Raw genomic sequence first — 25,042 nt, 5'->3', positions numbered from 1 at the left:
TTATGAAAAAAAATAGGACCTATCCGTTTACCGCCATCATCGGACAGGAATCAATGAAAATGGGGCTGATCCTAAACGTTATCGACCCTAAAATTGGCGGAGTTCTGGTTTTTGGCGAAAAGGGCACCGGAAAATCAACTGCCGTTCGGGCGATTGCCAATCTGCTGCCGGAAATCGATGTGGTCAAGGACTGTCCTTTCCGCTGTGATCCGAACGATCCTGGCTCGTTGTGTGAAAACTGTCGGGAAAAAGTGAAAAACGGTGAAACGTTGGCAATTGTCAAAGATAAAATGCGGGTGGTCGATCTGCCGGTTTCAGCGACGGAAGATCGGGTGGTGGGATCCCTGGATATTGAAGAGGCCATCCAGCATGGCAAGAAAAAATTTGATCTGGGGGTGCTGGCGCAGGCCAACCGGGGGATTTTGTATGTGGATGAAATTAATCTGCTGGATGACCACATTGTCGATCTGCTCCTTGATTCCGCGGCCATGGGGGTTAATACCGTAGAACGGGAAGGCATTTCTTTTTCTCATCCCGCTCAGTTCATTCTGGTGGGAACCATGAATCCCGAAGAAGGGGAACTTCGGCCTCAGTTGCTGGACCGCTTCGGGTTCAGTGTGGACATTAAAGGGATTAAAGATCCGCGGCAGCGGATCGATATCGTCAAAAGAAGAGGCGCGTTTGAAGCGGATCCTCATGAGTTTATGCACGAATATCAGGATGCCGAAACTCAACTTAGTGATCAGATCGTTAAAGCCCGAGAACGCTTGCCTGAGGTGACGATTGACGACGACCTGCTGCTTACCAATGCCAAAATTGCTATTGCCCTTGAAGTTGACGGCCACCGCGGTGATCTGACTCTGATGAAAGCGGCCCGAGCGATGGCCGCCTATAAGGACCATCAAGCGGTTGATAAAGAGGATATTCGAGAAGTGACGGAAATGGTGTTTCTGCACCGGCTGAAGTCGCTGCCGTTTGAAACAACGAGAAAATTCAATATGGCGATGGTCAATACTATTATTGATGACAATGGTGCGACCGTTCAGGATAAAAAGAAGGCAGAAAAATGAAAACTGTTATCGCCATTTTATGGCATAAATCAGCCAACCGGTTAAAAATGATCAGCCCTTTTATTGAAGAGCGGGTGAATTTGAAAATCTATTCGGCGGCGGAATTAAGCGACGGACGGGAAGATATCAATCAGCTTTACAAAGAAATGGATACTGCGGATTTGTTTTTTTTTAACGTCACCGCCGCGGATTCAGTCTGGGATGAAGTCGAAGATTATGCAGCGGGAAAAACAACCCCCGTCGTTTATGTGGGAGGAGAGGCGGCCAGTCGGATTAAAAACCGTGAAACCATGAAACACTCCGCCATTTGCAATCAGTATTATACCTACAGCGGCAAGGAAAATCTGGTCAATATGATCGCTTATCTGCTGACGGAAGTGCTGGGGGAAAGCCACACCTATCAAGAGCCGACGTTTATTCCCTGGGAAGGGATTTTTCATCTCGATACGGCGGCTGTATTTGAAACTGCCCGGGATTATTTTGGCTTTCGCAACAAATCCCCCAAGGGGGTCATTGCCGTTATCGCGTCCCGAACAACCTGGCTGAATGAAGACATTGCAGTCGAGAAAGAGCTGATCCGGATCATCGAAGCCCGGGGCTATACGGCCTTGCCGATTTACACCTATTCCTGGCCGGATGCCGAGCTCGGGGCGAAGGGCGTGGAATACGCGGTGGAGAAATTCTGCTTCGATGATGAGGGCAAACCGGTGATCGATGCCATGATCCGCATGAGCGGATTCTTTTTACAGTCGGCCGACGATGGCAAACAGAGCAAACCCAGCTCCATCATGAATCGGCTGAACTGTCCCATTGCCAAACCCATCTGCTCTGCCTCGATGTCCATTGAAGAATGGCAGGAAAGCAAGGACGGCACCGTGGCCGACCTGCCCTGGAGCATCGCGCTGCCCGAGCTGGAAGGGGTGATCGAACCGATTTTTATCGGCGCTGAAGACCGCAGCCGTCCGGTTGAACTCAGAAAGCCGGTGGGACAGCGCTGCGAGAAACTGGTCAGCCGGATGATCAAATGGATTGAGCTCAAAAAGAAAAAGAATCAGGATAAAAAAGTTGTCTTCATCCTAAACAACAATCCCTGCACCTCTACTGAAGCCTCGGTTGGAGGCGGTGCCAATCTGGATACCCTGGAAAGCGTAGCTCGGATTCTGAAGACCATGAAACAACAGGGCTACGATCTGGAGGACATTCCGGAAACTGGAGATAGCCTGATCAAAACCATTATGCAGCGCAAAGCCATATCCGAATTTCGCTGGACAACAGTCAGAGAAATGGTCAAAAAAGGCGGTGTCATTGATTTTGTGTCAAGAGAGCAGTATCAAGAATGGTTTACCGAACTGACCGGGGAAGCCCGTGACAATATGATAAAGGCATGGGGGGAACCATTCGGAGAAACCGAAGAGGGCCTGCCCCCGGCCATGGTCTATGAGGACAAAATGCTGGTGACCGGGGTCAGCTTTAAAAATGCGCTGGTCTGCGTTCAGCCCAAAAGAGGCTGCAGCGGTTCCCAGTGCGACGGCAAGGTCTGTAAAATCCTGCATGATCCCCATATTGCGCCGACTCATCAATATCTGGCCAGCTACCGCTACTTTGAGCGGATCTACCAGGCCGATGTGATCATTCATGTCGGAACCCACGGCAATCTGGAGTTTCTGCCCGGCAAGGGCGCCGGCCTGTCAGACAGCTGCTTTCCGGATATCTGCATCGGCAACATGCCGAATCTGTATATTTACAATGCCGATAATCCCCCCGAGGGCACTATTGCCAAACGCCGGGCACTGGCCGTCATTATCGATCACATGCAGACCGTCATGGCTCAGGGTGGCCTGTACGATGATCTGGAAGAATTGGACAACCTCTTAAAACAGGTTGACAAGGTCCGGCTTTCGGACCAAACCCAGCTTCATCAGCTGGAACATCTGGTGATTGAAGAGATTCAGAAAAACAATCTGGAAAAAGAAATCAATCTCGACGATTACCACCATAACTTCGATCAGGTGATAGCGGATGCCCACAAGGTTTTGTCCACCGTTAAAAATACTCAGATTCAGGACGGCATGCACATCTTTGGAGAACTGCCCATCGGGGATGACCGAATTGAAATGCTCAATGCCATTGTGCGTTTTGAGGGAGTTGACCAGGCTTCCCTGCGGAGTGCCGTTTGCCAGTTGATCGGGGTGGATCTGAAGACGCTGCTGAGCGGGACAGAGTCTTTTTCTGAAGCCGTCGGCAAGAATAACGGGGAGGTTGTTTTTGACATCGACGTAATCGGAAAAAACATCATTGCGGATTTTTTGGACGGCCGTGAAATTAACGCCGATTTTTTACTGCCGGAACCCTATCGGATCAAGCATCCAGCCGTATTGGCTGAAATTAATGGGTTTCGAGAACGAATCATTGACATCAACCGGCGCATTGACGAATCAAAAGAGATTGAGGCCCTCGTTCGCGCGATGAACGGGGAATACGTTTCACCGGGGCCGGCCGGGATTATTACCCGGGGCCGGGATGATATTCTGCCCACCGGGAGGAATTTCTACACCCTGGATCCGGAAACCGTGCCCACCAAAGCCGCCTGGGAAATCGGCCGGCGCCTGGCCGATTCGGTCATTCAGAAGTTTATCGACGAAGAGGGACATTATCCCGAAACCATGGCCATTTACTGGATGGCAGCTGACGTGATGTGGGGTGACGGAGAAGGCCTGGCCCAGCTTTTCTATCTGCTGGGCGTCAAACCGAAATGGCTTCCCAACGGAAAAGTGAAGGGGATTGAAGTGATCCCCATGAAGGAACTGGGACGGCCGCGAATTGATGTGACCGCTAAAATATCCGGCATCCTCCGGGATAATTTTCAGAACTGTGTCGGCCTGCTGGATGACGCCATTAAAGCCGTGGCAAAACTGGATGAAAAGGACGATCAGAATTTCGTTCGCAAACATGCCCTCGAAATAATCCGGGAAAATCCGGAAACAACCTGGGAAGACGCCACCGCGCGAATATTCGGAGTTCAGCCGGGAACTTTCACGTCTGGTGTCAACCTGATGGTTTACGCCTCGGCCTGGGAAGATCAGACGGATATTACAGATCTTTTCACCTATTACAACGGCTATGCCTATGGCCGGGAAAGCTATGGGAAACCGGCTTATGCCCAGCTACAAAACAGCCTGAAAACGGTGGAGATCACCTATGACAAAGTCATGTCTGATGAACACGATCTGCTCGGCTGCTGCTGCTATTTCGGAAACTATGGCGGGATGACTGCCGCCGCCCGGGAATTGTCCGGTAAAGCGGTCAAGACCTATTACGGCGATACTCGGGAAGTGACCAATGTGGAGGTCCGGACGCTGGCCGAAGAAATCAACCGGGTGGTGCGGGGCAAGCTCCTCAATCCCAAATGGATCGCGGGCCAGAAACGCCACGGTTACAAAGGTGCCGGCGATATCAGCAAGCGGGTCGGCCGGGTCTATGGCTGGGAGGCCACCACGGAAGAAGTGGATGACTGGATCTTTGATGACATTACCAAAACCTTTATCATTGATGCCGATAACCGGGCTTTTTTCCGGGACAACAATCCCTGGGCGCTGGAGGAAATGTCGAGGCGGCTGATGGAAGCATATCAGCGCGGTCTGTGGCAGCCCGAGGCGGGGATGATTGAAGAAATTCAGGACTCCTATCTGGAACTGGAAGGATTTCTGGAAGAGGATATGGGATCCGATGCCGGAGATTTTCAGGGCTCAGCCATTGAAATAATCAAAGCCGATGAGTTTGAAGAATATCGAAAAACAATGTCTCAGCTTCACGGCGCAAAAAAGAAAAACTAAAAAAGAGGAGAAAATAATGGAAAAAAAAGGAATGAAACTGTTAAAGAGACTCATGTGTCTGATTGTGCTGGGGGCCATGGTGCTGTCGCTGGCCGCCTGCAGTTCAGCAAAGAGTGATACCGGCAGTAAGGATTCAACCGGGGCGATTACGGTTACCGATACCGCGGGCCGAGAAATAACCGTTGATAAACCGCTGGAAAGAATCGTCACCTACAATTCCAGTGTATGTGATGTACTGAAGTCATTCGGTTCTGAAGCAACCGTCATTGGCCGTGGGGATTCGGTCCCCAATCCAACCCCCAACGTCGATGTCCCGACGGTGGGAAAATGGAATGAGCCAAATATTGAAGCGATCATGGCCTTGAAGCCGGATGCGGTTTTCACTTATGCCGCCAATATGACCGCGGATAATGAAAAATTGTTGGAAGCGGCTGGAATAAAATGCATCTATCTGGAATTAGTCGATGTTTCTAAAGCCACTGACGAAGTTACCGCGCTGGGAAAACTGTTCGGGAAAGAAGACAAAGCCAAGGCTTTTGTGGATTTCCATGATAAATATGCAGCCATCATTGAGAAAAAATTAAAGAACATCAAAACAGAAGACAAAGCCACTGTTTATTATGAAGGTTATACCGATTATAAAAGCGTCAACAAAACGGCTGGGGGACAGGCTTTGATTGATGCCGCCGGTGGCATCAACATCGCTGCCGATGAAACGGCCCAATATCCTGAAATCAGCGATGAATGGGTACTGGGAAAAAATCCGGATGCCATCATCAAACTGGTCAGCAGCACTAAAAAAATTCTGGGGACCGGCATTACCGATGACACCGCCGTCAAGGATTCATACACGCAATTAACTGGCCGACCCAGCTGGGCAAATCTTCAGGCGGTAAAAGATGGCAAAGTGATTATTTTAAGCAGCGAAATAAGTACAACCGCTCTGGGCAGCATCATCGGAGAACTCTACATTGCTAAAACACTGTATCCGGATCAGTTTAAAGACATCAATGTCGGCGATGTTCAGAAAGAACTGCAAAAAACTTTATATGGAACGGACTTAGTCGGAATTTTTGCCTATCCGGCAAAATAACAAAAGGGGTTGGTGCCGTCAAATGAAAATGACAAAAATAGAAAAGACAACAATGGCAAAGAATATCGAACAAGCAAAACTCGATTACATGAACAAACGGTCCCGAAAGATTCTATTCATACTGCTGCTGGCCTTGGCCCTGGTGATGACGGCCATTGTTTCGATAACCCTGGGGGCAGCTTCCGTGGATTTAAAAACAGTCATTCAGGTGATCGGAGACTTATTTGTTCATAACGATGCCATTACCGATATTCAGCGGGATATTGTTTTTAGTATTCGGCTGCCAAGAATCATCACGGCGATTCTGGTGGGAATGGCTTTGTCAAATGCCGGGTTACTGATGCAGGGGATTTTTCAAAATCCCCTGGTTAGTCCCTATACTCTGGGAGTTTCAAACGGTGCCTCTTTTGGAGCATCCCTGGCGATTGTTTTCAGTTCTGCTTTTGCGTTTTTGAATTTCGGAGAGTTCTTACTACCGATTTTTGCCTTTGCCTTTGCGGTTCTGACCATGATGATGGTTTACGGTATTGCCAAAGTCGCCAGCAACTCCTCAAGCACTCTTATTCTGGCGGGGGTGGCTATCGGTTATTTGTTCTCGGCGCTGGTGTCACTGATCAAATATGTCAGTGACATGAAAGATCTGCCCGAACTGGTTTTCTGGATGATGGGAAGCCTTTCCGGAGTTCCCACGGTCGGGATTGTGATTATGACCGTTTCGATCACCGTCAGCATTATTCTGATGATGTGGTTTGCGTGGGATCTCAATATCATGTCGGCAGGCGAAGAAACCGCCGTCAGTCTGGGGGTAAACTACAAAAAAGTCAAGATGATGTCGTTTGGCATTTCCACCCTGCTGACCGCTGTCGCCGTCTCGTTTACCGGCGTCATCGGGTTTGTCGGTCTGGTGGCACCGCATATCACCAAAATGCTGATCGGAAATGATTACCGGTATTCTGTGCCGGCCGCTTCACTGGTTGGCGCACTGCTGTTGCTGATCGCCGATACAATTGGAAGGAATATCATTTCGCCGACCATCTTGCCGGTGGGCATCGTCACGTCGATGATTGGTGTTCCGTTCTTTCTGTATCTGATTGTAAGAAAGCGAGGGAAATAAATTGGAACTGCATGTGAATGATTTGAAGTTTGGCTATACCAAAAAAGCCCTGGTCGTTAAGGGAATCAGTTTTTCAGCTCGATCAGGACAGCTGATTTCGCTGATCGGTCCCAATGGCTCGGGGAAAACCACCATCGTCAAGTGTATCAATAAAATCTTGACGCCGCAAAGCGGCTCCGTCATGCTGAACGGAAAAAATGTTCAAAAAATGCCGCCCATCGAAATGGCCAAAAGCATCGCCTACGTGCCGCAGTTCACCAATAGTTACATCAGCGGGTCGGTGATGGATGTCGTCATGATGGGAAGACGGCCGTATATTAAGTGGCGGGTTACCAATGAAGATGTCGAAATTGTCTTGAAGGTGCTCCAGGAGCTGGATCTTGAACCGTTGGTTCATGAACAATTCGAGGAATTGTCCGGGGGACAGAAACAGAAGATTCTGATTGCCCGGGCACTGGTGCAAAATCCGGATCTTTATCTTTTTGATGAACCCATCAGCTTTCTGGACATCAAAAACCAGATGGATATTATGGAGCTGGCCCGAAATATGGTGGTGAAACAAAACAAGGCTGTGATTATGGTGGTCCACGATTTGAACATGGCGATGCGCTATTCCGACCAGGTCATCCTTTTAAGCTCAGGAGCAGTCGAGGCTGCGGGGTTGCCAAAAACAGTCCTGAATCATGAGCACATCCGCACCGTTTACGGCGTCGATATCCGGATTCTGGAAGAGTCGTTTATCGCCCCGATTTATGCATCAGCCGTTGTGTAGAATTAATTGAAATCAGCTCAAGTATAATAGCTGTCGCTTTCCAAAGTTTCTGTTACTAAAAGATCTAATTTGTTAATCACAATAATATCAGCTTCTTCAAGTTGCTTTTTCAAGATATACTCCGAACTTTTGTGGAGTTCTGTAGGTGTTTCATTTAGTATATCCATCAACTTCATCGGATCTACCAATACGGTTAACGGCGCAATAATTAATTGTTCATTAAACTTTTCCTTTAATGGTTGGTTGATGGTCGCTGAAAGATCCGTACAACTACCAACAGGTTCGGCAATAATAATTTCAACGCCTTGATTATTTTTAAGATCCTCGATAGCATCAGTTATAATGGAAATTTCGCTAAATGGTTATCAGAAATTTTGAGTTATCAGGAATCGGCCCGGAGAAGTGAGATTCCGGGCCGATTTAGGGTTGTAAAATTACTGATAAAATTTGTTTGAAATTGCATTTAGACCTGCCGTGCTCCAAACAATGTCAGGGAGGAATTCCCTGATAACTCTGAGAGCAGAATGCAAAGCTTCTCAGTAAAATCCCCGTTTTAAGTTGTGCTTTATTTTGAAATAGTACCAGTTGGCTGGTAGTCGAGCTTAAATACAATTGTCTAAAGTTTAGATATTTTCTTCTTTCCAGAATGAAATGGTGGTAGTTCATCTGCTTTTGACAAGTCAAAAACGACAGCTTTATCTTCGGGAAATGAAGTTCCTGATATGCGATAACGCATCGTATCTTTCCAGATGCCTTTCATAAGATGGCGTAACGTATGACGAACGGCAGAACAGGAGGAGCTGTATGATCCCGAATGATTATTTTTTCTGAGTCTCATTGATTTGCCATCAGTTTCTTTGCAAACCTGAATGGCGAATGCTTTCTTAGGTGCATCTACCAGTGGGCGTACATAGTCTGGATTACCCAGAATTTCTAACAGCTTTGCCGAAAAAGTGATACCGTTCATGTTGATTACCATTTCGGGTGCACCAGTTATAGTAACATCAATGACTTCAAAGTTGAATTTAGAAAAATCGTTAAACATCATTATTTGTTCCTTTCGTTTGTGAGTTTGATTTGGATCGCATCAAAAAATTTGTCAACAGAAGATCTATTCCAGCGTGGATCAATAATCGCAAAACCTTTTAGTCTGCCGCTTTTGATATAAGCAACCCGAAATTTTTGTTCAATCGGGTTTTTCTTTTTTTGTGATCTTGATCTGGGGTGCTGTAACAGATTCTGAACTTTATCCCACTCGTTTCGTGAAATAATGGCGGGATGGTGATTCCGTAAGCGATACTGTGGCTTTTGTCCGGTGTTTTTCACAGTTTTATGAGAAAAACAGTCCACAGTATAGGTTTTTTGCATCAGAACGTCGCCGCAATATTTTTCGTTTTTTAAAATATTGCGGACAGTACTGCTGTTCCAGACTTCACCCCCCTTTGCAGTGGGAATGTGTTGTTCTGTAAGTAATTCAGCGATTTCTCGGACCGATAAACCATCTAGATAACATGAATAAATGTACTGGATGACAACTGCTTCATCTTCGGCGATGATCATTTCTCCAAAAATATCTTTATCATAGCCAAGCAGATTATGAGTAGAAATGATGGGAATACCTTTCTTGAAGCGTTCGATTATTGACCAGATCATTGCAGCACTTTTTTGTTCTGATTCTCCCTGTGCGACAAGGCTCATAACGCCAAGTGTAAACTCATTTTTACTCTCAATCGTATTCAAATTTTCAGCTTCAAAATAGACACCAACAGGTGGATTCAAGGCCTTCAGTGTTCGTACAATCTCCAGACAATCGCGGGTGTTTCTTGCAAAACGGCTGACACTTTTAGTTAAAATCAGATCGATTTTACCTGCACGGCAGTCCTCGATCATCTGCTGAAAGCCAATACGCCGTCTCATTGACGTGCCTGAAATGCCTTCGTCAGAATAGATTTCAACGAATTCATAGTCAAGCGCATTGGTAATCAGCTCCTGAAAGTGTTGAACCTGCAATTCAAAGCTGCCTGCTTGTGAATCTTCATAAGTACTGACACGGCAGTAAGCTGCAACTCTGATTTTTTGCCCAGCTTCTTTATTGATGTTTGGTTTTGCTGGAATTATTTCAACTTCTGATGGGCTAGAAAATGCAGCACGTATGCGCTTTTTTTCTTCTTCGCATCGGTGTTCCGCTTTGGCAGACTTATTCCATTTTGTATTTTTAATTTGTATTTTTTTCTGTATATTCTCACCTCCTTCCTGACAAGATGGTTATATAAAGCCCGTGGGTGGCCTTGCACCCATGAACAAGGCCGCAAATAAATTAAAACAAGAAGTAACGGTATAAACAGATAGGTTGGTTTCTAGATGTTTTCATACCCTGAAATAATAAAGAACTAATTTTTTATAATAAAAAAGTTTGGAAATGAATGCCAATCACGCTGGTTTTGCAGATGGACAACACCGTGCCGATCATGGTATGATAGCAGCAATAATTTTCAACAGCGACGCCCAGCGTTGGCAGCAAAGGAGCAGCGGATGAAAAAATATGCAAAAGAGGCGATCATTGCATCGTTCAAAGAACTGGCCAGCCAGAAATCCATCGACCGGGTGACGGTGAAGGAAATCTGTGACCACTGCGGCGTCAACAGACAGACTTTTTATAATCACTTTTCCGATCTGATGGCCGTTTTCAAATATATTTTTCACGAAGAATTAGCCCGGGAAATTGACCAGAACCGCACCTTTGAAACCTGGGGCGGTGGGTTTCTGGCAACCATGAATTATACCAAGCGGCATGCGAAAATGATCCTGCACATCTATCATTCCTCCTACTGGCCGGAAGCCAACACCTATTTGACGCATCTGTCCAACCGCTTGCTGGATTGTGTGGTGGCGGAATGTGTCAAAGAACTGGATGTGGAGTTAAAGGAAGTGGATCAGAAATTCATTGTCAATTTCTATCGCCATGTCTTTAACGGGCTGCTGATCGACTGGGTCGACGACGGTATGACCGAAGAGCCCGAAATCATCCTCAAAAAGTTGCTGATCATGATCCGTGGCAGCATTCCCCGCTCGGTGGAAGCCTTTGTCGACGCGGATATCAAATAGCAGCTTTTTAATAATCCAAAATTCAAAGCATTAAGCAAGGGCCGATTTGATGCCAGTTTATACAATTTATACAAATAGTTCAGAGGCGATCGCAAAAAAAATCGGCGTGCTTGTCCGCTGCTGCTATTATCCGTGACACGCATGAGATCGGACACTCTAACGAGTGTTCGCCTCAACGCGCATCACAGGATAATTAGCAGCAGCGGACAAGCACAGCACGGTTAATAGTTATCACATAAAAGGAAGTGTTTAAGTCGACACTTCCTTTTATGTGTCTATTGAAGAAACTTTAACAATGGTTATATAATGCAGGCAATCAAATCATTCAAGGAGGATACATTATGTTTGTTTTCAACTATGCTGCGGGGGCATCCGCATTCAGCGTCTGGGGCGTTTGGGTAATCGTCTTCATTGCCCTCTTTGCTTTCAATGAAATCGCCCGAAGGTGGAAATGGGTGGGCTTTTTCTGCTTTGTCATTCTACCTATTTTCCTGTCGACGTTATGGTTTACGGTCTTGCGGGACACCACCTATACCGACTGGTTTCATCTGGCCAAGGTCTATTCTGCGACGGCCGGCTGTATCGGCTTCTGGTGCATCCGCCATGTCAAATGGCAGAACAAAGCCACCGGAAAAGAACGGCGCCTGGCGGATATCAAATGGGTGCTCGGTTTTCCGGCCCTGATTCTGGCCATCAACATTCTAGAGGCCGTGTCCCGGGATTTTCAGATCGGAACGCAGTATGCCGGCGGCGGAATGCTGGCCGACGAAGCGATGTTTGTCCTGGGCGGGGCCTGGAATTTCATGAATGGCATTGCGGGGATCCTGAACATCATCACGATTACCGGCTTCCTGGGGATCTGCATTAAAAAGCGGACGGCTAAAGACGGCAGCCGGGATATGCTGTGGCCGGATATGCTGTGGTTCTGGATCATCGCCTATGATCTGTGGAATTTTGCCTACACCTACAACTGTCTGCCGGGCCATGCCTGGTACTGCGGTTTGGCGCTGCTGCTGGCCCCGACGCTGTGTGCTTTCACGGTGGGAAAAGGCGCCTGGCTTCAGCATCGGGCTCAGACGCTGGCGATCTGGTGCATGTTCGCCCAGACTTTTCCGGCGTTCATCGATCAGGGGACGTTTGCCGTGGCATCCAGCTACAATACGCTGCCGCTCATGGCTTTTAGTTTGATGTCGTTAGCCGCCAATATCGGCGTCTTTGGCTACATGATCTTTAAAATTGTTAAAACCAGAAGAAATCCTTATCTGGGCGAATTATATACCGATTTGAAACCATACCAGGAAGTCAAGGCGCTGGCTGAATAAGCCGCCGGGTTGCCATGATTGGCAGCGGCGCTTAGTCAAGGCGGCAGGAACAGCAAGGCCCGGATGGAGCGGTCGGAAGTTGACTAAATATAAGATAGTGTAAAGTAAGTTATGAAAGACCGAGACAAAAAAAAGATTCAAAAGAAGCGAAAAGCGAGCTTGGCTGACGCATAAATTAAATATAATCAGAGGAGAAATAAATAATGAACGTATATAAAGTGCTTGAGATCAAGCAGAGTGTTTTTGACGACAATGATCGCCAGGCGGAGCTGCTCCGAAATGAACTCAAGAAAGAGCAGACGTTTTTACTGAATCTGATGTCGTCCCCGGGGTCGGGGAAAACCACCACGGTGTTAAGAACCATCGAGGCGTTAAAAGATGAAATGATAATCGGCATTCTCGAGGCGGATATCGACTCCGATGTGGATGCCCGGACCGTTTCCGGGACCGGTACCAAAGTCATCCAGCTGCACACCGGGGGGATGTGTCATCTCGATGCCGAGATGACCCGCCAGGGACTGCTGGGGCTCGGGACCGCCGGCATAGATTTAGCCATTCTGGAAAATGTCGGCAATCTGGTCTGTCCGGCGGAGTTTGACACCGGCGCCGTGAAAAACGCGATGATTTTAAGCGTACCGGAAGGGGACGACAAGCCCCTCAAATACCCGCTGATGTTTTCGATTGTCGACGTGCTGCTGATCAACAAGATTGACGTCGGGGCTTATTTCGACTTTGATTTTGAAGCGGTGAAGGAACGGGTGACCAAACTCAACCCGGGGATCACAGTGATTCCGATCTCCGCCAAAACAGGGGCCGGCATCGGCGAATGGGCAGACTGGCTGCGAACCGAAGTCAGAAACTGGAATGGGAATTAGCCGCATTATGGGATTGACAGTAAAGGGGCTCGTTGCGAGACGGCCATGAGCTTCGCTGCCAGTTTACACGAAACACTTTTTACACTGCACGGCGGACAGTTCTCCGAACTGTTCGCCTGCACGTTACAAAAGCGTTTGTGAAACTGACATCAAAGCAACCTTTGTTCGATTCTTTTGAATTTAGAAATCACTTGATTTAATAAAATAGGAGGAAATGAAATGGTTAAGAAAAAGGTGCTTGAACTGGCCAATAAAATAGCCGCCGGAATTACCGGCGGCATCGTCAAAGTGAAACCAACTGATCCGGAATATCGGATTCTGGAGCCCGTCACCTCGGACGAAGAGGCGGAAGTTGCGCTGAAGTTGGAAATCCGCCAATACAAAACCGTTGGGGAAGTCGCCAGGCTGTGCGGCCAGCCCGTCGCTGACGTCGAGAAAATACTGTACAAAATGGCCGTGGACGGATCCGTCAAGGTCGAAAAAATAGACGGCGTCGATCAATACTGCCTGGAACTGTTTGTGCCGGGGATCATGGAATACATGGTGGTCAACAAGGAAAACGTCGCGAAATATCCGGACATCGCCGCCTGCTTTGAAGAATACACAAGGAAACTCGGGGCGCTGATGGCCGGAAACATTCCGGTGGGGTCCGGCGTCATGCGGGTGATCCCGATCGAAAGCGCCATCGACGGGGACACGAAACGCGCCAGCTATGAGGAAATTTCTCACATTCTGAACAATCACGATGTTTTTTCTTCCGCGGATTGCGCCTGTCGAACCTCGATGCGCTCGATCGGGGAAGGCTGCGGCCATACCATCGAAGACATGTGCATTCAGGTCGGGCCGGCGGCGGAATACTATATCCGCACCGGCAAAGGCCGAAAAATCACAAGAGAACAGGCCTTTGCGATCTGCGATCAGGCCGAAAAGGAAGGGCTGGTGCATTCCATCCCCAACCTGTCGGGACCGGGCCAGGCCCTGGCCATCTGCAACTGCTGCGGCTGTTCCTGCTTCGGGTTGCGCAACACCACCTTCTACCGAAATCCTGACTGGTCACGGTCGAACTACGTGGCCCAGGTGGACAAGGACAAATGCGTCGCCTGTGGCGAATGCGTGGAAAACTGTCAGGCCGGTGCGGCGACATTGGGACAGAATTTATGCACGCTCAACCCACTGCCGCTTCCCGAAGAAAAGGATACCCCCTATGATACCCAGTGGGGCATGGACAAATGGAATTACGACTACCGCCATCGCATCTTTGTTGAGGACAGCGGAACCAGCCCCTGCAAATCCGAATGCCCGGCCCACATCGCCGTCCAGGGCTACATCAAGATGGCTGCCCAGGGACGGTATCGGGAAGCGCTGGAGCTGATCAAGCAGGAAAATCCTTTCCCGGCTGTCTGCGGCCGTATCTGTCCGCGCAAGTGCGAATCCGCCTGTACCCGGGGCAGTCTCGACGAAGCCCTGGCCGTCGATGAGGTCAAGAAATTCATCGCCGAACAGGATCTGCAGGCCGCGCACCGCTTTGTGCCGGAACAGCGCGCCCCGCGGTCCGAAAAAATTGCCGTTATCGGCGCCGGTCCCGCCGGACTGTCCTGTGCCTATTATCTGGCGGTTGACGGCTACCCGGTCACCGTCTTTGAAAAGCAGCCGAAGCTTGGCGGCATGCTGATGCTCGGCATTCCCGCCTTTCGCTTGGGCAAGGAGATCGTCGATGCCGAAATCGACGTCCTGAAAGAACTGGGCGTAAAATTTGAAACCGGCGTTGAGGTCGGCCGGGATATCACCCTGGCGGAGCTTCGGGAAAAAGGCTATCAAGCCTTTTATCTGGCTATCGGCGCCCAGACCGGCAGAAATCTGGGTCTGGCGGGTGAAGAGGCCAGGGGCGTGATGACCGGCGTTGATTTTCTGCGCCAAGTCAGCCTCGGTGAGGAGCTGAAACTTACCGGCCGGACCATCGTCATCGGCGGCGGCAATGTGGCCATCGACGTGGCCAGGACGGCCGAGCGCAGCGGCGCCACCACCATCGAGCTGTTCAGTCTGGAAAGCCGGGCCTGCATGCCGGCGCTGGATGAAGAAATCGCCGAAGCCTTGTCCGAAGGCATCGCGATCAGCAATTCCTGGGGGCCCAAACGAATCCTCCAGGAAAACGGCCGGGTCGTCGGGGTGGAATTCAAAAAATGTTTGTCCGTTAGCGATGATAGCGGCCGCTTCAATCCGCAGTTTGATGAACAGGAGACCCGGATTGTGGAAGCGGAACAGGTCCTGATTTCAGTCGGACAGGGACTGGACTGGGGCGGATTGCTGGATGGCACCACGATTGAACTGAATCCCAACCGGACCGCCAAAGCCGATCCGCTGACCTACCAGACCGGCGAAGCCGATGTGTTTGTCGGCGGGGATGCCCTGACCGGTCCCAAATTTGCCATTGACGCCATCGCCCTGGGCAAACAGGGGGCGGTTTCGATTCACCGCTACGTGCACGGCGACAACCTGGCAATCGCCCGGGAGCGGGAATACCACGCTCTGGATACAGCCAACCTGAACATGGCGGGCTATGACCGGCTGCCCCGGCAGCGGGCCCTGCATGTCGACGGCAGCCGCTCGAAGGAGACCTTTGACGATCTCCGCGTCACCTTTACCGCCGCCCAGATTCAGCAGGAAACCGAACGCTGTCTTGGTTGCGGCGCCACTTTTGTCGATCAGTATCAGTGTGTTGGTTGCGGCGTCTGCACCACCAAATGCAAGTTTGACGCCATTTCCCTGGTCCGCAAATACGACCAGCCGGGACTGGAGCTGAAGGCCATGAAACCGGCGGTGATCAAGCATGCAATCAAGCGTCAGGGCCGAATTGCCGTCAAGAACACGAAAAAATCCCTGCACGCGGTTTTCTCAAAAGAATAAGAATCGGAGTTTTCGCATAACGGCGAGGTGATTGTCCGTTGCGGCTATTAGCCGTGACACGCATGTGACCGGATCGCAGAAGAATCGAACAAGAGTTGCTGAACGGTCAGTTTCATAAACAATTTTATAACGTGTAGGCGAACAGTCGCCAGACTGTCCGCCGTACAGTGTAAAAAATTCGCGTAGCGATTTCTTCTGGTGTTTCGTGAAACTGGCAGCGAAGCCGACGTCCGTTTGGCTATTATCATTTAACAAGGAGAGGTGAATGCCCATGCATGAATTGGGAATATTAATGGGGGCCATCGAGACGGTGGAGAAGTTTGCGAAAAAAAATGGCGTGACTGACATTCAGACGCTGGTGCTGCAGATTGGCGAGCTCTCGGCGATGATTCCGAAATACATCGAAGACTGTTATCCCGCCGCCGTGGCCGGAACGCTGCTGCAGGAGACGGAATTAAAAATCGAGATTCTGCCCGGCAATGCGATCTGCCAGAGCTGCGGCAAGGTCTTCAATCTGATTGCGAATCATGACGCCTGCCTCAGCTGCGGCAGCGGCGACTGGGAAATATTATGCGGCAAAGAGTTCATGATCAAAGAAATCGTCGCCTGCTGAGCGAGTGGGAATGATGAATGACCAGGCTGAATGCGCGGTTGTTATTATCATGGCGGGTACGCCTAAAACTTTTACGAACAATTGAAATGTCATGTGAAGTAATCAATCTTTTATGCAGTCTTAGAGCCCCCCTTGTGGGGTTTCTTTTTTGGGTGGCGGATTTTTTTACTATTCTTTTTCCGCTGCGAATGCAGGTGACTCCAGCGCATGTACAGTGGTAACTAATTAAAAAAAACTCCGATAAAGTGAAATTTTTGCTATAATAAATAATAGATTGCAAATCCTGCAATCACACAGTCGCGACAATCAGCATTGTGATGTCTGGCTCAGGGTGATTGTGGCCGATGGACTGATCAGAAAAATTTTAATAATGAGAGATGCGACCATGCAATTAAATATTTTAAAACGAAAGCGTATCAATGCGCGGCTTGATCAATTGACAAGCTATCCCTTAACCATTATCGAAGCGCCGATGGGCTATGGCAAAACGACGGCGGTTCGCCAGTATTTTGAAAAAAGCGGCATCAAACCGGTGTGGCTGAGCTTTCATTCGCAAGCCAGCTTTTCCGGCGACTGGGAAAAGTTGTCCCTGGAAATAAAAAAGCAGGATCAGCAGGCCGGGGCGGCGCTGTTATCTTTGGGCTTTCCGGCTGATGTTCCCCAGACTGAGCAGGTGTTGGCGGTGTTAAGCCGGTTTGCCAGTGAAAAACAGCGGGTCATCGTCCTTGATGACTTTCATCTGGTGAACAGCAGTCGTTTAAACCAGCTGATTGAGGATCTGGTGATTGAGCAGCTTGAAAACCTGCAGCTGATTCTGATCACCCGCAACACGATTGGCTTTAATGCGGCCATGCTGGTCGCCAAAGGGTTGTGCCGGACGATTGATCAGCAGGTGCTCAAATTTTCCGAGGACGAGGTGCGGGATTATTGTGAGTTGAGCTTTAAGGGCATTGCCCCAGCGGATCTGAAAAAAATCTGTGTTTACGGGGACGGCTGGATTTCATTGACCTATATGCTTCTTTTAGGTTTGGAGCGGGGGATTCCGGTGGGTCTGAATCTAAGCCTTGAGGCGCTGATCGAGCAGGCCTTTTTTCAGAATTACGAGAAAACAATTCAGGAATTCTTAATTGAATTGTCGCTCATGACCGCTTTCAGCGAAAAACAGGCCGCTTTTGTAACCGAATTTGTGGATACCGGGGCAATGCTGCGCCAGTTGCGGCAGGAAAACGCCTTTATCCGTTATGATGAACGCGAGCAGTGTTATACGATTCACGCGGTGTTGCTGGATTTTTTAAGAAAACGGCAGCACTTTTCAGGGGAACAGCTAAAAATCCGCTATCGTCGGTTGGGTGAGTGGTTTTTAGCAGCAGGGGATTTTCAGGAGGCTTATCGTCTTTTTTATCTGGCCGGGGAGCCCCTGTTAATTTTTGAGCACATGAATCAGCCGGAACATATCACGCCCCTGATGGGCAAGTTTGAGGGGTTTTGGCCGTTATTCAAAGAAACCGCGGCGGCGATGCTTTTTGCTTATCCGGTCACCGGCCTGCAGTTTATTTTAGTCGGTCTGCTCCATGGCGATGATGAGTTCAGTGCCTTGGCATTGCGCCGCCTTAACCAGATGGAGGCCCATTATCAGAACCGTCCCGAGCTGGCAGCGGGACGGTGTACCCGGATTCGGGCGGAAATCATGATCCTGCGCAAGTTCACGGTCTTTAATCACGCGGATCAAGCCGCCGAACTGAATGATCGGATTCTGGCGTTGCTTGACGGCCGGCAGTCCTATATCATCCACCGGGAGAATGAATATACCTTTGGCTCGCCGAATCTGCTGTATATGTATTTTCGCGATCCGGGGAGGTTTCGGGAAACCGCCAAGCTGATGATTGAAAAATTTCCGGTCTATGCCCAGTATACCGATGGCTGCGGCACGGGTACGGACTATCTGGTCAGGGCCGAATACAGTCTGGAAACCGGCGCCTGGGAAGATGCCGCCAGCAATGCGGAAAAAGCCATTTACAAGGCCGCCACCAAAGACCAGCACGGCATTATTATCTGCGCCCATTTTGTGCTGCTGCGTCTGAAGCTTAAAGACGGTCGAAACAATGAAGCCCTGGCAGGCTTTTATCAGCTGGAAGAAACGATCAAAGCCCTGAATAATCCCCGCTATAATACCACCCTAGCCTTGTGCCGGGGTTATCTCTTTGCGGTTTTGGGTCAGCCCGAAAAAATCCCCTTCTGGCTGCAGGTGGGTGATATGAAGGTGTCCGAGCTGTTTAATCAGGGGGTGGCTTTTAATTATGTGGTTTACGGCAAGGCAGTGGCAGCCGCCCGGGATTTTGTCCGGCTGGAGGTGCTGACTGAGACCTTTGTGGAATTTTTCTCGCTTTTTCACAATCAGTTGGGTTATATTCATAATGATCTTTTTAAAGCCATTGCCCGGTATCAGCTGGGCGGTCTTGAGGCGGGCGTGATGGCGCTGAAAATTGCCCTCGACAGTGCCCGACCGGATGGGATTATCCTCCCCTTTATTGAAAACGCGGAGGTGCTATTACCGATGCTGGAAGAAGTGCTGCGACAGACACCGGATGATGTCTTTGCCGGCCGAATTCTTGGCGAAAGCAACACCTTCATGACGAATCAAAAGAAAGAAAAACTGCCGAGTATCGTTTTGACCCAGCGGGAAAAGGAGGTGCTGATGCTGATGGCCGAGGGTTTGAAGCGGGATGCCATTGCCGAACAGCTGTTTATTTCGAGCGTCACCGTCAAAACCCATCTTCAGAATATTTATAAAAAATTGGATGTCAAAGGTAAGAATGCGGCCATCAATACGGCTTTGCAAAATGGATTGTTGGATCGGGAATAAAATATACTCCTTTTTTAGCCAAATCTACTCCATGACCAAAATAGACTTCAAGACTTTGCAATGATATGATGAAATAAATTGCAATTGCTGATGACAATGGCTGTGATCAGATAAAGGGTTCAAAGGAAATGGAGAACGTGTCATGAAAAACAAATGGCTTTACTGGTGTGGTTTGATCACACTTATTTTTCTGTGTTTACCAATAACGGCCTGGGCCGCAGACAACCCGGTGGGGGTTAGCTATCGCGGGCACATTCAGGATTTAGGGGATTACCCGCGTGACGGCAGTTGGGTCGACAGTCCCGAGATTATCGGCACGGTCGGTCAGTCCAAGCGGATTGAGGGTTTTGAGATCAAACTCTCGGGAACTGTTCCCGAGGGGATGGAATTGCGCTATAACGTCCATGTTCAGAATATGGGCTGGTTGTATAACGAAGACGATCCCGCTAACTGGCCTAAAGATGGCGCCTACGCCGGCACCCGGGGGGACAGCCTGCGAATTGAAGCAGTCAAAATCGTGTTGACTGATCGCGATGGGAAAGCCGTCCCCGGCTACTCGGTACAGTATCGTGGTCATGTCCAGAATGTTGGCGATTTGCCGGCTGATAAAACCCAGTGGCTGGCCGATGGCGCGCAGCTGGGCACCGTCGGGAGCTCGCTGCGGTTGGAAGCGCTGCTGGTGCAGGTGGTTAAAACCGGCACCGATCCGGTGGAACCGACTGCGCCACAGGTCTATGACCGGGCCGGTACTTATGGCCCAGACCAGGATAATGAAACCATTGCCGACGATGTCACCATCGCTGCCGATGGCGTGATTCTCCAGAATCTTACCATTGCCGGCAATCTGACGATCAGCGAGACCGTCGGCGACGGCAATGTCACCCTGAACAACGTTACCGTTAAGGGCGATACCTTTGTCCGCGGCGGCGGAGTTAACAGCATTAAGATCAACGGCGGTAAGTACAGTCGGATTGTGCTGGAGAAAACCGCCAGTGGCGCCGTCCGGATTGTGGCGCTCAATGTGGACGGGATACCGTTTGTTGTCTCAGAAGCCGCAGCCGGGGAAACGATTATTCTAGAAGGCGCATTTGAGAGCGTCACCGTTAACGCCCCCAATATGACCGTTACCACCCAGGGGGCAACCACCATCGGGACGATGACGGTGAGCGCCGGCGCCGCCGGTAGTACAGTGACGGTTGCCGCCGGAACCACGGTCAGTGATCTGGTGCTGGATAGCAAAGCGGCGGTCAAAGGCCAGGGCAATGTGGCCAAAGCCGAGGTTAAGGCGGACGGCGTGGTCTTTGACAAGAAACCCGGTACCTATTCGGTGGAACCGGGTGTGGTGATTCCGCCGGTCTTTCCGACGGATAGCGGGGGCAGTGGCTCTACCACGATTTCGGTGTCCGGGGTCAGCTTGAATAAAACGGCTTTGACCTTGTCTTTCAATACCAGCGAAACGCTGGTGGCCACGGTCGCCCCGGCAAATGCTAGTAATCAGGCCGTCACCTGGACATCCAGCGATGACACCATTGCCACGGTGGATGCCACCGGCAAGGTCACCGGGAACGTTAAAGAAGGGTCGGCCACGATTACCGTCACGACGGTTGATGGGGTGAAGTCGGCCAGCTGCACCGTCACCGTGACCAGCTTTAAACTGAAAATCGCCGCCGACGGTACTGGCATTATCACCGGGAGGAACGGCAGCAGCACGGACATTGCGATCCCGGAAACCATTGGCGGATTAACCATTACGGCCATTGGCGACAATGCTTTTGAAGGTTCCGTGATTGAAAAGGTGACGATTCCCAAGATGGTAAAAGTAATTGGTGATAATGCTTTTAAAGGATGTGAAAACTTAAAAACGGTGAGCTTTGCACCGGACTCAACCCTTGAGACGATTGGCTCCTATGCCTTCATTAATTGCTTTGAGCTGGACACTTTTTCAATCCCCCAAGGGGTGACGACCATTTCTGAAAGAGCATTTTACTGGTGCAGTAAATTAACCAGCTTAACACTGCCGGCCTCTTTGAAAACCCTTGGTGAAGAGGTCTTTGGTGTCGCCGGCGTTCTCGATGAACATACTTGGCAAAGCACTTTGGTGCTGACTTTTGAAGGCAACGCCCCCGTTCTTTTAAAACCCGCCGGCCTGTTGATGTCCCCTGGCACGACGATTAAGTATTATGAAAATTATAGCGATTTTACAACGGGGGCCTGGGTCGGCTTTCCCCATGCGATTATTTTGACAAAACCGGTTCCGAATACGCCGACGGTCACCAATACCGGAACCCCGATGGTTGAACTAAGCTGGACCAGTATTCCCGGGGCAACCGGTTATCAGGTCGATGTCAGTGAAAACAGTGATCTTTCCGCCGCGACCAGCGTCACTGTGAGCGAAGCGAAAGCGATCATCAATACCGGGTTAACGGCCGGGAAAAGCTATTATTTTGCCGTCAAAGCTCACGATAAGTATGGCGAGTCGCTGCTGTCGGACGTCAAATTGGTGGCGGTGCCTTATCCGAATCCGGTCGGCAGTGTGACTCTGGACAAAACTAGCCTGTCGCTGGGCGTGTCCGAAAATGCCCAGCTGAACGCAACGATTGCGCCAGCTGATGCTACCAACCCTGATGTGTCCTGGACAAGCACTGATGACAGCATTGCCACGGTCGGAACGGATGGTACGGTGAACGGGCTTAAAGAAGGCCTTGCCACGATTACCGTGAGCACTCAGGACGGCAACAAAACCGCCACTTGTGAGGTCACGGTCAAAGATCTGAAAAAGGACATTGGTGGCGTCACGGTTCCCTTTGCCGGGGAGACACCGGTTAAGACCATCGCGACGACCAGCCAATATAGCGGCACGGTTAGCTGGCAGAAAAAAGTCGGCAGCGGTCTGACAGCGCTGCCGGAGGGTGAAACATTTGATGGCACCAACACCTATCAGGCCACCATCACGCTGACCATAAAAAAGCCTTATACGGCAGCGGATATCTCGAAAAATTTCTTTAAGGTGGCCGGCGCAACCGCCACCAATGACGCCAATACACGGATGATTACCGCTGTGTTTGTACCGACTCATCAATATAAAATAACCAATGACGGGATGATTACGGGCTATTCCGGCCCCGGCGGGATAATATCGGTTCCGGCGATGGTCAATCATACGGCCGTCACCAGGGTTGGAAATGAAGTTTTTAAAAATCAGACCGCCATCACCGAGATCACCCTGCCGGCGACGGTTACGTCGATTGAGACTGCTGCCTTTTCGGGCTGTACCGGTCTGACAGCCGTGATCTTTACCGCTCCGACAGTACTTAAATCCATTGGAGAAGAAGCCTTTTCGGGTTGTACCGCACTGGCCGGCATTGCGATTCCCCAAAGTGTCACAGCCATTAAGACTTCAGCGTTCGAGGGTTGTACCAGTTTAAGCGCCGTCACTTTTGCCGCTGCGGCTGACCTGAAAACCATTGATGATATGGCTTTTCATAACTGTAAACTGCTGCAAAGCATCGCAATTCCCGATCAGGTGACCGCAATTGGGGGGACGGCATTTTTGAGGTGTGAGAAATTGAACAGCGTCACCTTTACCGCTAATTCGGCACTGGAAAGTATTGGCGCTAATGCCTTTAATAATTGTTGGGCGCTAACGGAGATAACCATCCCCGCAAAGGTCACCAGCCTGGGAGTGGCGGCGTTCAGTTTTTGTACAGCACTGCAAAAAATCACCATCCTGGGCCATCTGACAGCCATTGAAGATCAGACTTTTCTGAATTGCCAGGCGCTGGAGGCGATCAGTATTCCCGCCAGTGTCACCAAGATTGGCGAAGTGGCCTTTCAAGGTTGCCAAAAATTGACGGCCATTAGTTTCCAGGGAGCGGCACCGTCATTGGGTGCGGATGCCATCGAGGCCGTGACGAAGATCAAGTATTATGTGAAGTATACCGGTTTTGCAACAGCGGATTGGGCCAGTTATCCTAAAGAAGTTATTTTGGCAAAGCCGGTACTGCATACGCTGACGATCGTCAATGACGGCAACCCACAGGTTACGGTTAGCTGGAATCCGGTCGACAATGCCACCGCTTATGATGTTTTTGTCAGCAATACAGCGGGTACCTATGGCGGTGCGTATCAGACAGTGGCCGGTAATGTTAATACGGTAGACATCACCGGTTTGGACAGCAGCAAAAGCTACTATTTTGTCATCAAAGCCCGGGATGCTTACGGAGAATCGCTGTTGTCCGATGAGATGAAGGCGGACTTGAATATTCCGGTCACCAGCGTGTCAGTTAATCCCGCTGCGGTTGCCGTTAACTGTGGTGCCACCACCACGTTAACGGCGGTACTGGAACCAGCCAATGCTGCCAATAAGGCGGTGACCTGGTCGTCCAGCAACACCGCCGTGGCCACGGTCGGGACGGATGGTACGGTGACAGCCGTTTCCGAAGGGTTGGCTACCATTAAGGCGATAACCACCGATGGAGGAATCGAGGCCACTTGTGCAGTAACGGTTAAAGCGCTATTGCCGGACATTGCCGGGGTAGGCGTTCCTTATTATGGGGGAACCCCCGCAACGACCATTACCGAGACCGACCAATACACGGGATCGATTGTCTGGAAAGTAAAGGACGGAGCCGATCTTGCAACAGGGGCCAGCTTTGGCGGCTCAACAACCTATGTGGCCACCATTAATCTGAGTCTGAAAGATGCCTATTCCGCTGCGAATATTTCGGCCGATTTCTTTAAGGTGGCCGGCGCCACGGCTATTAATGGAGCAGGTTCGGTTTCGATCACGGCCGAATTCCCGGCCACTGGTCCCTTTAGGATTGATGCTGCAACGGGTATGATTACCGCTTACTCCGGCACGGGTGGTGTGGTGTCTATTCCGGATCAGGTCAATGGCGTTACGGTGACGGGCATTGGGGCCGAGGTATTTAAAAGTAATCAATCGCTGACTGAAATCTCGATTCCGGAAACGGTCACAATAATTAAGGTATCGGCGTTCCATTATTGCAGAAATCTGTCGTCGGTGACTTTCAGAGGCGCATCACAATTAAAAACCCTTGAAACAGATGCGTTTTCAACCTGTAAGTTGTCAGCCATTAATCTGCCAACTGGACTGGAGACGATTGGTGATTATACTTTCTATAATAACCTGTTAACGGTGACGCTGACCATTCCGGCAAACGTGACGTCGATTGGATGCAATGCTTTTGAACGTGACGATGGAGCAGGGGGAACGTCCTTATCAACCCTGGTTATCAATTCAACTGCTCCTCTGAGTATCGGGAACAGCGCTTTTAAGAATCACGCGCTGACCAGTATCACCATCCCCACCAATGTGGGTTTTGACGCGGATGCCGTGACCATGGGCAACAACGGCAGCGGCTTTTACAATAGCTACAAAACGGTAACTGCCGGCGCTGCCGGTATCTATACGTATAACACAACGAATAGTAGCTGGAGTAAACAATAAACAATCAA

At 49.9% G+C, this 25,042-nt stretch carries 15 protein-coding genes; 12 read left to right on the top strand and 3 right to left on the bottom strand.

Annotated features, from left to right (window positions below):
- Positions 1-2: 2 nt before the first annotated feature.
- Genes FZC41_RS10560 through FZC41_RS10540 form a run of 5 tightly spaced genes read left to right on the top strand, consistent with a single transcriptional unit; the run spans position 3 to position 7,882 of the window.
- Positions 3-1,070: a magnesium chelatase ATPase subunit I gene (locus FZC41_RS10560; protein ID WP_148567372.1), complete on the top strand. Its 1,068-nt coding sequence runs from the start codon at positions 3-5 to the stop codon at positions 1,068-1,070.
- Complete coding sequence (cobN, locus tag FZC41_RS10555) at positions 1,067-4,903, top strand: cobaltochelatase subunit CobN (RefSeq protein WP_148567371.1); 3,837 nt, start codon at positions 1,067-1,069, stop codon at positions 4,901-4,903. The genes FZC41_RS10560 and cobN overlap by 4 nt, the downstream gene beginning before the upstream one ends.
- A gap of 16 nt (positions 4,904-4,919) precedes the next feature.
- Positions 4,920-5,996, top strand: coding sequence for an ABC transporter substrate-binding protein (locus FZC41_RS10550; protein ID WP_170253956.1), 1,077 nt, complete (start codon positions 4,920-4,922; stop codon positions 5,994-5,996).
- A 22-nt stretch (positions 5,997-6,018) separates the two neighbouring features.
- A complete protein-coding gene (locus FZC41_RS10545; RefSeq protein ID WP_148567369.1) occupies positions 6,019-7,110 on the top strand; it encodes a FecCD family ABC transporter permease in 1,092 nt (363 codons plus the stop codon).
- A gap of 1 nt (position 7,111) precedes the next feature.
- Positions 7,112-7,882, top strand: a complete 771-nt coding sequence (locus tag FZC41_RS10540) for an ABC transporter ATP-binding protein (RefSeq protein ID WP_148567368.1) — start codon at positions 7,112-7,114, stop codon at positions 7,880-7,882.
- A 17-nt stretch (positions 7,883-7,899) separates the two neighbouring features.
- Here the strand turns inward: FZC41_RS10540 and FZC41_RS10535 are convergent, their stop codons facing one another.
- The 3 genes from FZC41_RS10535 to FZC41_RS10525 form a co-directional block, all read right to left on the bottom strand.
- The gene (locus FZC41_RS10535; RefSeq protein WP_279235179.1) at positions 7,900-8,211 is read right to left on the bottom strand and encodes a GTP-binding protein; all 312 of its coding nucleotides are present in this window, start codon (positions 8,209-8,211) and stop codon (positions 7,900-7,902) included.
- A 287-nt stretch (positions 8,212-8,498) separates the two neighbouring features.
- Positions 8,499-8,930, bottom strand: coding sequence for a hypothetical protein (locus tag FZC41_RS10530; protein WP_148567367.1), 432 nt, complete (start codon positions 8,928-8,930; stop codon positions 8,499-8,501).
- Positions 8,930-9,955 (bottom strand): recombinase family protein, encoded by a 1,026-nt coding sequence (locus FZC41_RS10525; protein WP_279235178.1) that lies wholly within the window; start codon positions 9,953-9,955, stop codon positions 8,930-8,932. The genes FZC41_RS10530 and FZC41_RS10525 overlap by 1 nt, the downstream gene beginning before the upstream one ends.
- A gap of 438 nt (positions 9,956-10,393) precedes the next feature.
- Here FZC41_RS10525 and FZC41_RS10520 point away from each other — a divergent pair, with 438 nt between their 5' ends.
- The 7 genes from FZC41_RS10520 (at position 10,394) to FZC41_RS10490 (ending at position 25,034) form a co-directional block, all read left to right on the top strand.
- Positions 10,394-10,987, top strand: a complete 594-nt coding sequence (locus tag FZC41_RS10520; protein ID WP_243136698.1) for a TetR/AcrR family transcriptional regulator — start codon at positions 10,394-10,396, stop codon at positions 10,985-10,987.
- A 341-nt stretch (positions 10,988-11,328) separates the two neighbouring features.
- On the top strand, positions 11,329-12,309 hold the full coding sequence (locus FZC41_RS10515) for a DUF5692 family protein (RefSeq protein WP_148567365.1): 981 nt from the start codon (positions 11,329-11,331) through the stop codon (positions 12,307-12,309).
- A gap of 203 nt (positions 12,310-12,512) precedes the next feature.
- Positions 12,513-13,184 (top strand): hydrogenase nickel incorporation protein HypB, encoded by a 672-nt coding sequence (gene hypB, locus FZC41_RS10510; RefSeq protein ID WP_148567364.1) that lies wholly within the window; start codon positions 12,513-12,515, stop codon positions 13,182-13,184.
- A 219-nt stretch (positions 13,185-13,403) separates the two neighbouring features.
- Positions 13,404-16,088 (top strand): FAD-dependent oxidoreductase, encoded by a 2,685-nt coding sequence (locus FZC41_RS10505; RefSeq protein ID WP_148567363.1) that lies wholly within the window; start codon positions 13,404-13,406, stop codon positions 16,086-16,088.
- Between the two features lie 271 nt (positions 16,089-16,359).
- Positions 16,360-16,701 (top strand): hydrogenase maturation nickel metallochaperone HypA/HybF, encoded by a 342-nt coding sequence (locus FZC41_RS10500; protein WP_148567418.1) that lies wholly within the window; start codon positions 16,360-16,362, stop codon positions 16,699-16,701.
- Between the two features lie 385 nt (positions 16,702-17,086).
- The gene (locus tag FZC41_RS10495; protein ID WP_205737071.1) at positions 17,087-19,564 is read left to right on the top strand and encodes a LuxR C-terminal-related transcriptional regulator; all 2,478 of its coding nucleotides are present in this window, start codon (positions 17,087-17,089) and stop codon (positions 19,562-19,564) included.
- A 142-nt stretch (positions 19,565-19,706) separates the two neighbouring features.
- Positions 19,707-25,034, top strand: a complete 5,328-nt coding sequence (locus tag FZC41_RS10490) for a leucine-rich repeat protein (protein WP_148567361.1) — start codon at positions 19,707-19,709, stop codon at positions 25,032-25,034.
- Positions 25,035-25,042 lie beyond the last annotated feature (8 nt).

Origin of the sequence: Acetobacterium paludosum (assembly GCF_008086595.1) — a bacterium.
GTDB classification, from domain to species: domain Bacteria; phylum Bacillota; class Clostridia; order Eubacteriales; family Eubacteriaceae; genus Acetobacterium; species Acetobacterium paludosum.
The sequence above is the reverse complement of the archived record's forward strand: the minus strand, read 5'-3'. Positions and strand labels throughout refer to the sequence as shown.

Excerpts from the sequence above, each read along its gene's own strand:
- FZC41_RS10560 (WP_148567372.1), top strand. The coding sequence starts at position 3 with ATGAAAAAAAATAGGACCTATCCGTTTACCGCCATCATCGGACAGGAA.
- cobN (WP_148567371.1), top strand. The coding sequence starts at position 1,067 with ATGAAAACTGTTATCGCCATTTTATGGCATAAATCAGCCAACCGGTTA.
- FZC41_RS10550 (WP_170253956.1), top strand. The coding sequence starts at position 4,920 with ATGGAAAAAAAAGGAATGAAACTGTTAAAGAGACTCATGTGTCTGATT.
- FZC41_RS10545 (WP_148567369.1), top strand. The coding sequence starts at position 6,019 with ATGAAAATGACAAAAATAGAAAAGACAACAATGGCAAAGAATATCGAA.
- FZC41_RS10530 (WP_148567367.1), bottom strand. The coding sequence starts at position 8,930 with ATGATGTTTAACGATTTTTCTAAATTCAACTTTGAAGTCATTGATGTT.
- FZC41_RS10515 (WP_148567365.1), top strand. The coding sequence starts at position 11,329 with ATGTTTGTTTTCAACTATGCTGCGGGGGCATCCGCATTCAGCGTCTGG.
- hypB (WP_148567364.1), top strand. The coding sequence starts at position 12,513 with ATGAACGTATATAAAGTGCTTGAGATCAAGCAGAGTGTTTTTGACGAC.
- FZC41_RS10505 (WP_148567363.1), top strand. The coding sequence starts at position 13,404 with ATGGTTAAGAAAAAGGTGCTTGAACTGGCCAATAAAATAGCCGCCGGA.
- FZC41_RS10500 (WP_148567418.1), top strand. The coding sequence starts at position 16,360 with ATGCATGAATTGGGAATATTAATGGGGGCCATCGAGACGGTGGAGAAG.
- FZC41_RS10495 (WP_205737071.1), top strand. The coding sequence starts at position 17,087 with ATGCAATTAAATATTTTAAAACGAAAGCGTATCAATGCGCGGCTTGAT.
- FZC41_RS10490 (WP_148567361.1), top strand. The coding sequence starts at position 19,707 with ATGAAAAACAAATGGCTTTACTGGTGTGGTTTGATCACACTTATTTTT.